Origin of the sequence: Mangrovimonas sp. CR14 (assembly GCF_011764015.1) — a bacterium.
Lineage (GTDB): Bacteria > Bacteroidota > Bacteroidia > Flavobacteriales > Flavobacteriaceae > Mangrovimonas > Mangrovimonas futianensis.
Map to the genome: position 1 here is coordinate 177,897 of NZ_JAAFZY010000002.1, position 13,005 is coordinate 190,901.

Below are 13,005 nucleotides of genomic sequence, written 5' to 3' on the forward strand. Positions count from 1 at the left end.
AATAATTAAATATGTAATCTTAGGAAATAATGTATTTTTGAGTTTGAACGAGAATTTAAAACCTCAACTCTATTCTTTACAGACTAATTTATTTGTATTTGAAACTTAATTCTTCAAAAATAGCATTAATTCTTTTAATTGCGGGTCTATTATTTTCCTGTAATTCTGTAAAGAGAGTTCCCGAAGGTGAACATCTACTTACCAAAAACACCATTTTTGTTAACGAAAAAAAGGAAACTTCCGAAAGAATCAATAGCCTGTTATATCAGAAAAAAAACAGAAGCGCTTTAGGCCTACCCATTAGGCTATACATTTACAATTTAGCCCGACCCAACATTGATTCTATTTTAAATTCTCGTTTGGACGCTAATCCAGGGCGAAGGGAATTTTGGGAAAGTGTTCTTTCTAAAAAGCAACATCAAAACTACCTTCAATTTAGACATGGTTTCAACGAATGGTTGAAAACTACGGGGCAAGCTCCCATTTTGGTGAATGATGATAAAACAGTTAAATCTGAAAACCAATTAATGGCTTATTATTTTAATAATGGCTGGTTTGATGTTGAAGTTTCCAGCGAAACTAAAAAACAAGAAGACAAAAAAGCTTCGGTAGAATATTATGTAAATACCAAAGAGCCCTATATCATCGACTCCATTTCAAGTAAAATTCAATCTCCTGTAGTAGATTCCCTGTTTCAAATGCAATTGAACAAATCTTACATCAAAAAAGGCAGACGTTACAGAACTGCTTATTTTGAAGAAGAGAAACGTCGAATAACCGAACAAATGAGGAACTCTGGTATTTATCATTTTGGTGAAGACTATGTGTTTTTTGAGATGGATACCGTTAACACTAATAAAAATGTTAATGTAGAAGTACAGATATCAAACAGACAGGTGAGGAAACAGGACTCTGTTTATAGAATTCCGTTTCAATCATATAAAATAAAGGAAGTAAATATTTACACCGACTTTCAGTTTGAACATCAAAATAATCAACCAAAAGATTCAGCAACCCACAACGGAATAAACCTCTATAGTTATGAAAAAATGAGGTTTAGATCAAGAGCCTTAACCAATGCTATTTTTATTACCCCAGGTATGGTTTATCGTGATAAAGACCGCTCTAATACCTATCGTCATTTAACAGAGTTGCGTACTTTCAAGTATCCAAACATCGAATACATTGAGAATCCAGACACAACGATTACCACTAATATATACCTTACTCCAAAGAAAAAATTCGGACTTAACTTAAGCGCCGAAGTGTCTCAAAGTAACATTCAAACCATTGGACTTTCCTTTAGTCCCGGGTTGGTTATGAGAAATGTCTTTGGTGGTGCCGAAACCTTAGAATTTAGCGCATTTGGGTCTATTGGATCTTCCAAGGATGCTGCAAATGATGAGGATCGCTTTTTTGATATTACAGAAGTTGGGGCCAATTTAAATTTAACCATTCCTAGATTGTTTTTCCCTATCAATACTGAGAAGCTGATACCAAAATCTATGTTTCCCAGTACCCGATTCAGTATTGCTAGTTCAAGTCAAACAAACATAGGTTTAGATAAACAAACTTTTACCAGTGCGTTAAGCTATAAATGGTTTCCAAGGAACATTGTAACCAACCTTTTTGACTTATACAATGTCCAGTACGTTAGAAATTTAAACCCTGACAATTATTTCGGGGTTTACACCAACTCCTATGAAAGCCTGAATGACGTTTCCAATAACCTAAACTACAATAATGGTGAAGACCTTGAATATCCCAATCAAACAGATGCCTTTATAAATGATGTCTTAAGCGGAAACACCTCACTTACACCTAATGATAATGATTACCAAACAGTTTCTGCCATTAATGAAAGAAAAATAAGACTAACGGAAAACAACCTGATATTTTCCACCAGTTTTAATTACGTAAAAAACACCAAGGAAACATTATATGATGAAACGTTCACCATCTTTAGATACAAATTGGAACTGGCAGGAAATACATTTTCATTAATTTCCAGATTGGCCGATTTAAAGAAAAATTCCAATGGGCGCTATGAAATATTCAATGTCCCCTATTCACAATATGCCAAAGTAGAGTTGGATTTTATAAAACACTGGGAAATTGGAAGAAGAAAGGTTTTTGCAATTAGAACATTTGCTGGAATTGCAGTTCCCTACGGAAACTCTAATAGCATACCTTTTTCCAAAAGTTTTTATGCAGGAGGAACCAATGACAACAGAGCTTGGACAGCCTATAGCTTGGGCCCAGGAAGTTTGGATTCCAATGAAGAATTTAATGAAGCCAATTTAAAACTCGCTTTTAGTGCAGAATATCGATTTAATGTATATGAAGGAATCAATGCCGCCCTATTTGTAGATGCGGGTAATATTTGGAATGCTCTTGACAATGTAGAAGATGATCGGGCTACTTTTGATGGATTAAAATCGTTAAAAGACGTAGCTGTTGGTTCTGGTTTTGGAATCAGATATGATTTTGGGTTTGTTGTTGCCAGATTTGATATTGGATTCAAAACGTATGATCCATCTTTATCAACTAATAACAGATGGTTTAAAGATTACAACTTTCAAAATGCGGTTTATAATATTGGTATAAATTATCCTTTCTAACCGCTTTAAATTTCTTATTTTTGTAACTCGAAATTCAAAAAAACAACCTATGTCACATCATATTAAAGCAGGAGTTGCTACAGGAAAAGAAGTTCAAGAAATCTTCAAATTAGCAAAAGAAAAAGGCTTTGCCCTACCTGCTGTAAATGTTATCGGTTCAAATTCTATTAATGGGGTGCTAGAAACAGCAAAAGCTTTGAATGCACCTGTAATTATTCAATTCTCTAATGGCGGTGCAGTATTTAATGCCGGAAAATCGTTAAATAACGAAAATCAAAAAGCAGCTATTGCTGGTGCTGTGGCTGGTGCTAAGCACGTACATGATTTATCAGTGGCATATGGGGTACCTGTTATATTGCATACTGACCACTGCGCCAAGAAATTATTGCCGTGGATTGATGGTATGCTAGATGCCAGTGAAGAGCATTTCGCTAAAACTGGAAAGCCTTTATTTAGTTCTCACATGATTGACTTAAGTGAAGAACCTATTGAAGAGAACATAGAAATATGCAAAACCTATTTGGCTAGAATGAGCAAAATGGGAATGACTTTAGAAATTGAACTTGGAATAACTGGTGGTGAAGAAGATGGTGTTGACAATTCTGATGTTGATGATTCTAAATTATATACCCAACCAGAAGAAGTGGCCTACGCTTATGAAGAGCTAAGCAAGGTAAGTGATCAATTTACTATTGCAGCGGCATTTGGAAACGTTCACGGCGTATATAAGCCTGGAAATGTGAAATTGACTCCAAAGATTTTAAGAAATTCACAGGAATATATCACTGAAAAGTATGGTGTTGGTCAAAATCACATTGACTTTGTATTCCACGGAGGATCTGGTTCTACAGTAGAAGAAATTAGAGAAGCCATTGGATACGGAGTTATTAAAATGAATATTGACACGGATATGCAATATGCTTTTATGAGTGGTATTAGAGATTATATGACTGAACATGCCGAATACTTAAAAACTCAAATTGGAAATCCTGATGGTGATGATTCACCAAATAAAAAGTACTACGACCCTAGAGTTTGGTTACGCAAAGGAGAAGAAACCTTCGTTACTCGTTTGAAGAAAGCCTTTGAAGATCTTAATAACGTAAATACCTTATAGTTAAGGTTCAAAAAACAACTTCACAAGACAAACTCTTGTGAAGTTGTTTTTTTTATAACTACATTTATTTCCCGTTGACTTAAAATTATAGCAAACATGTCTTGGTTTAAAAGAAAAGAAAAAGGAATACAGACTTCTACAGAAGAGAAAAAAGATACCCCGAAGGGCCTTTGGTACAAATCTCCCACAGGAAAAATTGTTGACACCAAAGAACTTGAACAAAATTTTTATGTAAGCCCTGAAGATGGTTATCACGTAAGAATAGGAAGTAAAGAATATTTTGAGATACTTTTTGACGACAATAAATTCAAGGAATTGGATCCTAATTTAGAGTCAAAAGATCCGTTGAAGTTTGAGGATACCAAAAAATACCCTGACCGCTTAAAAGCAGCCATGGAGAAAACCAAACTTAAAGATGCGGTAAGATGTGCCGTTGGGAAATCGAAAGGAAACGATTTGGTTGTAGCCTGTATGGATTTCAGTTTCATTGGTGGATCTATGGGAAGTGTTGTAGGTGAAAAAATTGCCAGAGCAGCCGATTACGCCCTAAAGAAAAAAGCTCCTTTCATGATTATTTCAAAATCTGGAGGTGCTAGAATGATGGAAGCCGCTTTATCCTTAATGCAATTGGCTAAAACTTCCGCAAAATTGGCTCTTTTGGCTGAAGCCAAAATACCATATATCTCCTTATGTACCGATCCAACCACAGGAGGAACCACAGCTTCATTTGCCATGTTAGGAGACATTAACATTAGTGAGCCTGGAGCTCTGATTGGTTTTGCTGGTCCACGTGTGGTAAGAGATACCACCGGAAAAGAATTGCCTGAAGGATTTCAAACGGCAGAGTTTTTAATGGAACATGGGTTCTTAGACTTCATCACCCATCGAAAAGATTTAAAAAACAAAATAAATCTCTACTTGGATTTAATACAGAATAACCCAATTCGGGAATAAGATAAAGCGAGTCATTTGACTCGCTTTTTTGTTTCTCTAAATTTATCCACTTCTTTTAGATTTACTTTATTATTTTGAGAATGTTTCTAATAATTTCACAATAATACAAATGATTCTTTTTTCCATTTTATAAAGCTCTATGTATTCCTTAAATTGCGTCAGAATTAATCAACTTAATTATATGAAGCAATATTACTCTAAAAAAGCATGGGTCTTTTTTCAATTATTACTCCTAACCTTTTTCCTTGGAAATGCCCAATCCAATCAATACCTCCATTTTGATGGAGAAGACGATTTCACTTCTTTGCCTAATGGCGCACAATATGTTTCTGGATCAAACACCATATCGATGGCTGGATGGTTCTACTCTGACAACCCATCCTATGGAGAGGGAATGATGAGTATTAGAGGTGGAGGAACTGGAAATGGTGAAATGTACCTCATTCAATTAGGTAACGGAACTATGGAGTGTAGATTGGTAACAACTACAGGCTTACATGAAGTTGTGGCTCCAGCCGGAACCATTCAAGCTCAACAGTGGCAACATATTGCCTGGGTATTCAATGAAACAACAGTTGAGTTATTTGTTGATGGAGTTTCAATTGGCAGTAGTACTGCTTCCGGAATTTTTGGTTCAAATGACAGACCATTTTCAATTGGAAAATGTATCCTTTCAGGTTTTAATTTCATATTTCAAGGAAGAGCGGATGAAGTATCTCTATGGAGTAAAGCCTTAACTCAAGCAGAAATTCAGGATATGATGGCCAACGAGCTGGAAGGCAACGAGGCTAATCTAGAGGTTTACTACAAATTTGATCAAGGAACTCCCGGAGGAAACAATACAAGCATCACCCAACTTTTGGATTTTAGTGGTGATGCATCAAAGCATTCTGAGCTGAACAATTTTGCTTTAGAAGGTGAAACTTCAAATTTTAATGGAACATTGGAAGGTAATTTCCAAGCCATTAACTTTCCTCAAATTTCTCCTAAGCTAATTACAGATGGACCATTTCAATTGGAAGCAACAGTAAATTCAAACTTACCTATTAGTTTCGAAATTATTTCTGGACCAGCTACTGTTGAAGGTGATTTATTGACATTAACTGGTGAAACTGGTGATGTAACAGTAAAAGCTAGTCAATCAGGAGACGAAAATTACGATCCTGCAGCTGATGTTTTTGTTACCTTTCCCGTTTTAGATCCAAATGCTATTCTTGTGGAGACTGAAGGTTTACATCCATTAGCAGGAATTGCTTATGCATCAAGTTTAATACCTATTCAAATAGCTTTTAGAGCTGGAATATCATATCCAGAGTTATTTTCAATCGAGTCCGTTTCTGCTTCTGTTGACGGCGACAATGTAGAATTGACAAGCTATGGAAATGGTTATTACACCGGTTGGTGGACGCCTACATCCTTCGGAAACCACGAACTTGTCATTTCTTCTACCAATAATTTTGGTGCTAATGGGGACGAAACAATTAGTTTCAATTTAGTAGAAAACGGTGTTGATCAAACAGTCAATGCAACAGAAGATGTTTGGGTCAATGGTGACATCCCAACGGTAACAGTGGAATCTGATTTACCTAGTTATATTGGAGCATTCGATGAAATTTCAGCTACTCTATTTATTGATTGTCCAGACGGAGGTTGTGATCCTTGGGACCGCGTTTCGTCTATTGATGTTATGGGTAAAAATGGAGAATGGTATGAGATCATCAGATATTTGACGCCTTATGGTGTGAGTTGCCAGCATGAAATTGACCTAACAGATTTTATGTCTCTACTAAGCGGTAGAACAAAATTCAGAGTGAATTTAGGCACACAAGGAAACGGTTTCCTATATACTCTTCAGTTAGATTATACTGCAGGTACTTCTGAGCACCCATACAGTCATGTAGAAAAACTTTGGAATGACACCTACCAATTTGGAGACCTGGCAGATTTACAACCAACAGAAGATTTAAATAAGCCTTTTCCTGAAAATACTGAAACCGCCAAAATTAAACTACTTTCAACCGGTCATGGTTGGGGAGAAAACAATACGGATAATGCAGCCGAATTCAATCCTAACACGCACCATATTTGGGTTAATGACGCCGAGACATTTACGCAATTCAATTGGGTAGATTGCAACCCCAACCCAGATAATTGTAGTCCCCAAAGTGGAACGTGGTTCTATAATAGAGCAGGTTGGTGTCCAGGAAGTATTGCACAATATTTTGACTATGATATGACTCCGTTTACTACAAACAGTAGTGTAGATTTGGATTATGTTTTTGATGAATCTTATGTAGATTATTGCCATCCAAACAATCCAGAATGTGTCACTAATGTTACTTGTGCCGATTGTAATGACGGGTTTAACCCACACCTTATTGTTAATTCCTATTTGATTTCTTTTGGAGATTCACCTCTTGAAAACGCTTTAAGCATTGATGAAAATGTTATGGCATCCAATAACATTCTTCTTTACCCCAATCCTTCTGGGGGAATATTCTTCGTGGAATTTCAAAATGAAAACCAGGTAGACTCAATAGAAATCATGGATATGATGGGACGAAAGATTCTTGAAACTCCTGTGATAACAGGAGAAAAAATCAAGAAATTTGACATGTCAGGATCTTCAGGCATTTATCTTGTTAATCTGAAAAATGGTTCCAACATTGTGACCACTAAAAGAGTTATCATAGAATAATTATTTTAAAAAAAAGCGAGTCAATTGACTCGCTTTTTTTTAATAATCAAGCACCACATCAATGACTGTTCCATCGGTCAGGGTAAAAGTGGCTAAATTGTCACAATCTCCTTCCCCAAAATCAAATACACCAGATAAAACAGGTCTTTGGACATCCATAGAGCCACTCACAAAATGACTACATGTAGCCTCCCTTCTTAATGGGTTTAACACTTCATAACTGTAAACATTCCCATTAACAAATGTGGAGGTCCAATAGCCTGAAATCAAATAAACATTATCTGCATAATCCGTGTTCCCGTAACCTTCAATCCATTCCCTTATTTTCTCCCCTTCTCGATGAATTTGTTGCCCATTTGGCCAAATAACGGTTAGGTTTAAACTATGTGTTGATTGTGGATTTCCTATATCATTGGCTATTTCATAAAGAATGGAAGAATTTCCTTGAACCTGTTTCGTCCCCACATAAAAGTCGATCAACTCACATTGTACCAAAACTTGATCTGCATCCGGCAGACTATTCCAATTCATTACTATTTGTCCTTGTAGCACATAACCTTGAAAGGAACAACCATTAGAACCAAAATCCAGTGTCAATTCAGCACTGTTTTGCCCCACCACTAACGTAGCGGTAGCACATGCAGGCAAACTTGGTGGATTAAACATTCTTCCTTCCTGCATACTTGCATAATTTTGAACACTTACAACAACAAGATCATTGATTAAATTTTCGGTATGGTCAACTTCCATGGAAAGTGCCAAGTTTGAATTATCTGGTTCCACATCATTTGGAATTTCGTCGCCCTCGTTGCATGCTAACATGAATAGGGCCCAAACACTAATAAAAAGTAGTCGTTTCATAAAAATTAGAATTAGTTCAACATAGATTCGTTTCTATTTAACGTATAATTAAGACAATAGCGTATACCGACAGTTCAAAAACGCATTATTTTCAACACAAAAAACTTGTAAATATTAAAAAAGAACTATCTTTGCAGCTTGAAAGAAAGCCTTTCAAATACATAAAAATCATTTAAATAATATTGGAATGTATTTAACCAAAGAGACAAAAGAAGAAATCTTCGCTAAACACGGTAAAGGGAAAAACGATACTGGTACAGCTGAAGGACAAATTGCATTATTCACTTACAGAATTAACCATTTAACAGAACACTTAAAAAAGAATCGTAAAGATTTCAATACTGAGCGTTCTTTGGTAAAATTGGTAGGTAAGCGTCGTTCTTTACTAGATTATTTAGCAAAGAAAGATATCATGAGATATCGTGCGATTGTAAAAGAATTAGGATTAAGAAAATAATCTTATGGAAAGAGGCTTTTATTAGCCTCTTTTTTTTTAAATGGTCTATTTTAGGCCCAACAAAAAGCTGATATAACAGTTTTTCATTGGTAACACACAACACTTCAACAACACAACAACCAATGTTTAACAGTATTTCGCAGTAAACGAATATGCGAAAAACAATGAATTAAATTTATGATTCCACAAACTTTTAGAGAGGTAATTACTCTCGCAGATGGAAGAGAAATTTCCATCGAAACCGGAAAATTAGCCAAACAGGCTCATGGTTCGGTAGTAGTACAAATGGGTAACGCCATGTTACTTTGTACCGTTGTATCTAATTATGATGCAGCAGATGTAGACTTTTTACCGTTAACGGTAGATTACCGCGAAAAATTTGCGGCCGCAGGACGTTATCCTGGAGGATTTTTTAAGCGTGAAGCAAGACCAAGTGATGATGAAGTACTAACTATGCGTTTAGTAGACCGTTGTTTGCGTCCGTTATTCCCAAAAGATTACCATTCTGAAACCCAAGTTATGATTCAATTGATGTCTCATGACGACGAGGTTATGCCTGATGCCTTAGCAGGTTTAGCAGCTTCAGCCGCTATTCAATTAAGTGACATCCCTTTTGAAACGCCAATTTCTGAGGTACGCGTTGCTCGTGTAAATGGTGAATTGGTAATCAACCCAAGTAGAGCTCAACTGTCTGAAGCAGATATTGACATGATGGTTGGAGCATCAGCTGATTCAGTGATGATGGTTGAAGGTGAAATGGAAGAAATCTCTGAGGAGGAAATGGCAGAAGCTATCAAATTTGCCCATGAAGCGATCAAAGAACAATGTGAAGCTCAGGTCAAATTGGCAGAAGCTTTTGGTAAAAAAGAAACCAGAGAATACGAACCAGAAGTTGAGAACGAAGAGTTAGAGAAAAAAGTATACGATGCTTCTTATGACAAGTGTTTTGCTATCGCAAAAGCGGGTTCTTCAAAACAAGAAAGAGGATTGGCTTTTAGTGAGGTAAAAGAAGAAGTTAAGGCGCTTTTCTCTGAAGAAGAGTTGGATGAATTCGGCGGACTAATTTCCAAGTATTTTGGGAAAGCTCAAAAAGAAGCCGTAAGAAACCTAACATTAGAAGAAGGTTTACGTCTTGATGGTAGAAAAACAACTGATATTAGACCTATCTGGTGTGAAGTTGACTATTTACCTTCTACTCATGGTTCTTCAATTTTTACAAGAGGTGAAACTCAAGCTTTGGCAACTGTTACTTTAGGAACTTCTAGAGAAGCCAATGTAATTGATTTGCCAACTTTCCAAGGTGAAGAAACATTCTATCTTCACTATAACTTCCCTCCTTTTTCAACAGGTGAGGCAAGACCAATCAGAGGAACATCTCGTAGAGAGGTTGGTCACGGGAATTTGGCGCAACGCGCTCTTAAGAAAATGGTTCCAGACGACTGTCCTTATACTGTAAGAGTTGTTTCTGAAGTATTGGAAAGTAATGGTTCTTCATCTATGGCAACTGTTTGTGCCGGAACGATGGCCTTAATGGACGCTGGTATTCAATTGAAAAAACCGGTTTCTGGTATTGCTATGGGATTGATTTCTGATGGTGAAAGATATGCCGTATTAAGTGACATTTTAGGTGATGAAGATCACTTAGGAGATATGGACTTTAAAGTTACCGGAACGGCCGATGGTATTACTGCTTGTCAGATGGATATCAAAATTAAAGGTTTAAGCTATGAAATATTAGTAAAAGCTTTAAAACAGGCACGTGAAGGTCGTTTGCATATATTAGGTAAATTGAATGATACCATTGCAGAGCCAAATGCTGATGTTAAAGCTCACGCACCTAAGATTATCACTACTACGATTCCTGCTGACCTTATTGGAGCCTTTATTGGACCAGGTGGTAAGAACATTCAAGAACTTCAGAAAACAACTGAAACTACGATTGTTATTACTGAAGATGAAGCAACCGAAAAAGGTATTGTTGAGATTTTAGGTACAAACCAAGAAGGAATTGACAAAGTATTGGCTAGAATTGACGCCATGACCTTTAAGCCTGAAGTTGGAAGCGTTTATGAGGTGAAAGTAATCAAAATGTTAGATTTTGGCGCTGTAGTTGAGTATATGGAAGCTCCAGGAAATGAGGTGTTGCTTCACGTTAGTGAGTTAGCTTGGGAACGTACCGAGAATCCTAGCGACGTTTTAAAATTAGGAGACGTCATCGATGTGAAATATTTCGGAATTGATCCTAGAACCAAGAAAGAAAAAGTTTCTAGAAAAGCCATCTTACCTAAACCAGAAGGTTACAAGGAAAGACCTCCTAGAGATAATAATCGAGGAAGAGATAACAGAGGTTCTCGAGATAATAATCGCGGAAGAGATAACAACCGTCGCGACAACCGTCGTGATGACAGAAAACCAAGGGAAGACAGAAATAACGACAACGATTAATCTATTTTTCCTTTATAATTTAAAAGCCTTGAGACATCCTCAAGGCTTTTTTTATTCACCAACCCGACAAGATGTCACCCGACAAACCGACAATTTGAAAAATTCTTTTTTCACAATATGCAAGCATTGACATGAAATTGTGTGTACCTGTTAAGTTTCAGCGTTAAATGTTTAAGGATTCATAATTCTTTAAATTACTCAAATCATTTGGCACTTTCGAACAGTTCTTGTGGCTAATACCGTGTTAAACAATAAAAAACAAAATGAAAGTATTAGTTATTGGAGCAGGAAATATGGGTTTGACCTATGCTGAAGGTATGTCAACCTCAACTTTATTGGGCAAACATCGTCTCAATATTTATGATACTGATCCAAAGAAAATTGAAAGTTTAAGAAAAGAAGGACATTTTAATGTTTATGAAAGCTTGGAGGAGTGCCTTCCATCTTCAGATATCGTATTTATAGCGGTAAAACCTTACCATTGTGAAAGTTTATTTGAGGACATGAAATCCTTAGTAAATTCCCAGCAAATCTTTGTATCACTGATGGCAGGTGTTACATTACAAACCATTCAAAATCATTTAAATGTTCCAAAAATAGTAAGAGCAATGCCTAATCTGCCCGCTAAAGTAGGTAAAGGAGTGACTTCTTACACTGAAACAGAAAATGTAAGTAAAGTGGAATTAATTGCGGTAAGAAATTTATTAGACACCACAGGGTCTTCCATTCATGTTGACAATGAAACTTTTATAGATGCTTCTACCGGTATTTCAGGAAGTGGTCCAGCATATGTTTTCTATTTCATGCAATCCATGCTAGAAGCAGCCCATAAAATGGGGTTTTCAGATTATGACTCTAGGATTCTGGTGAGCAACACCTTTGAAGGAGCCATTGAGCTTTTTAATCAATCGGACATTTCGCCTAAATCTTGGATTGATAAAGTAGCCTCAAAAGGAGGTACCACTCAAGCAGCAATAGACTCCATGGAAGATAACAATGTTAAAGAGTTGATTCAAGAAGCCGCATATGCTGCATTCAATAGAGCAACCGAACTTGGTAAAACAAAATAAGGATGGAAGATAGTATTAAAAGAGTCGTAGTTAAAGTAGGGACCAATGTTCTTACCAATAAAGACAATAGAATTTTAGGTCCCGTTCTTAGAGAACTTGTTAGGCAGATAGCTGTTTTATATGAACGTGATATTATGGTTGTTTTGGTTTCATCTGGTTCTGCAATCGCAGGAATGGAAATATTAGGAGACACCAAAATAACCGATAAAGCGATTCGAAGACAAGTTTATTCTTCTGTTGGTCAACCTAGAATGATGAGACATTATTACAGTATTTTTCATGATTACGGTATGCGATGCGCACAGGTTTTGGCCACTAAAAGAGATTTTGATCCTGGAAAGCACAGGCAAAATATGATTAATTGTTATGAAGGTTTATTATCGGAAGGTGTTATACCAATTGCCAATGAAGATGATGCAGTATCCCTTTCAATGTCCATGTTTTCAGATAATGATGAGTTAGCCAGTTTAGTGGCTGAGTTGTTAGATGCCGATAGATTGATTATCTTATCTGATATGGACGGGCTTTACACCGGCCACCCGGACGATGAAAATTCCAAAAAATTGGATGAAGTCAAAGTAGATCAAAATGTTGAAAAATACGTTAAAGAATCTGGAAAGAAAGAAGGAGAAGGACGTGGCGGTATGGCCTCCAAATTGAAAATAGCCAAAGGAACTGCCAAAAAGAACATACCTACCTATATCGCTAATGGAAAACGCGAAAATGTGATTGTAGATATTATTAATGATAAAGAAGTAGGAACAAAATTTATACACTAGAAA

At 36.4% G+C, this 13,005-nt stretch carries 9 protein-coding genes; 8 read left to right on the forward strand and 1 reads right to left on the reverse strand.

The window, feature by feature from the left end; translation table 11 throughout:
* Nucleotides 1–98 precede the first annotated feature (98 nt).
* From GZ212_RS04135 to GZ212_RS04150, 4 genes are all read left to right on the forward strand, one after another.
* The gene (locus GZ212_RS04135; protein WP_166957519.1) at nucleotides 99–2,621 is read left to right on the forward strand and encodes a BamA/TamA family outer membrane protein; all 2,523 of its coding nucleotides are present in this window, start codon (nucleotides 99–101) and stop codon (nucleotides 2,619–2,621) included.
* A 49-nt stretch (nucleotides 2,622–2,670) separates the two neighbouring features.
* On the forward strand, nucleotides 2,671–3,738 hold the full coding sequence (gene fbaA / locus GZ212_RS04140) for a class II fructose-bisphosphate aldolase (RefSeq protein ID WP_166957521.1): 1,068 nt from the start codon (nucleotides 2,671–2,673) through the stop codon (nucleotides 3,736–3,738).
* 96 nt (nucleotides 3,739–3,834) lie between these two features.
* Complete coding sequence (gene accD / locus GZ212_RS04145; protein WP_166957523.1) at nucleotides 3,835–4,692, forward strand: acetyl-CoA carboxylase, carboxyltransferase subunit beta; 858 nt, start codon at nucleotides 3,835–3,837, stop codon at nucleotides 4,690–4,692.
* A gap of 181 nt (nucleotides 4,693–4,873) precedes the next feature.
* Complete coding sequence (locus tag GZ212_RS04150; protein ID WP_166957525.1) at nucleotides 4,874–7,390, forward strand: LamG-like jellyroll fold domain-containing protein; 2,517 nt, start codon at nucleotides 4,874–4,876, stop codon at nucleotides 7,388–7,390.
* Nucleotides 7,391–7,429: 39 nt separating this feature from the next.
* On the opposite strand, the gene GZ212_RS04155 is transcribed toward GZ212_RS04150, so the two are convergent.
* Nucleotides 7,430–8,251, reverse strand: coding sequence for a hypothetical protein (locus tag GZ212_RS04155; protein ID WP_166957527.1), 822 nt, complete (start codon nucleotides 8,249–8,251; stop codon nucleotides 7,430–7,432).
* A gap of 187 nt (nucleotides 8,252–8,438) precedes the next feature.
* Between GZ212_RS04155 and rpsO the strand changes: the two genes are divergently transcribed.
* The 4 genes from rpsO (at nucleotide 8,439) to proB (ending at nucleotide 13,002) form a co-directional block, all read left to right on the forward strand.
* Entirely contained in the window at nucleotides 8,439–8,708 is a 270-nt protein-coding gene (rpsO, locus tag GZ212_RS04160) for a 30S ribosomal protein S15 (protein WP_053971378.1), read from the forward strand.
* 177 nt (nucleotides 8,709–8,885) lie between these two features.
* Nucleotides 8,886–11,153 carry a polyribonucleotide nucleotidyltransferase gene (locus tag GZ212_RS04165; RefSeq protein ID WP_166957529.1) on the forward strand — a complete coding sequence of 756 codons (2,268 nt, stop codon included), beginning with the start codon at nucleotides 8,886–8,888 and terminating at the stop codon, nucleotides 11,151–11,153.
* 263 nt (nucleotides 11,154–11,416) lie between these two features.
* On the forward strand, nucleotides 11,417–12,223 hold the full coding sequence (gene proC / locus GZ212_RS04170) for a pyrroline-5-carboxylate reductase (RefSeq protein WP_166957531.1): 807 nt from the start codon (nucleotides 11,417–11,419) through the stop codon (nucleotides 12,221–12,223).
* Between the two features lie 2 nt (nucleotides 12,224–12,225).
* Nucleotides 12,226–13,002, forward strand: coding sequence for a glutamate 5-kinase (proB, locus tag GZ212_RS04175; protein WP_053971375.1), 777 nt, complete (start codon nucleotides 12,226–12,228; stop codon nucleotides 13,000–13,002).
* Nucleotides 13,003–13,005: the final 3 nt, after the last annotated feature.

Bases quoted from the DNA above. Each gene is read 5' to 3' on its own strand.
- proB (WP_053971375.1), top strand. From the start codon at position 12,226: ATGGAAGATAGTATTAAAAGAGTCGTAGTTAAAGTAGGGACCAATGTT.
- GZ212_RS04165 (WP_166957529.1), top strand. From the start codon at position 8,886: ATGATTCCACAAACTTTTAGAGAGGTAATTACTCTCGCAGATGGAAGA.
- GZ212_RS04150 (WP_166957525.1), top strand. From the start codon at position 4,874: ATGAAGCAATATTACTCTAAAAAAGCATGGGTCTTTTTTCAATTATTA.
- accD (WP_166957523.1), top strand. From the start codon at position 3,835: ATGTCTTGGTTTAAAAGAAAAGAAAAAGGAATACAGACTTCTACAGAA.
- proC (WP_166957531.1), top strand. From the start codon at position 11,417: ATGAAAGTATTAGTTATTGGAGCAGGAAATATGGGTTTGACCTATGCT.
- fbaA (WP_166957521.1), top strand. From the start codon at position 2,671: ATGTCACATCATATTAAAGCAGGAGTTGCTACAGGAAAAGAAGTTCAA.
- GZ212_RS04155 (WP_166957527.1), bottom strand. From the start codon at position 8,251: ATGAAACGACTACTTTTTATTAGTGTTTGGGCCCTATTCATGTTAGCA.
- rpsO (WP_053971378.1), top strand. From the start codon at position 8,439: ATGTATTTAACCAAAGAGACAAAAGAAGAAATCTTCGCTAAACACGGT.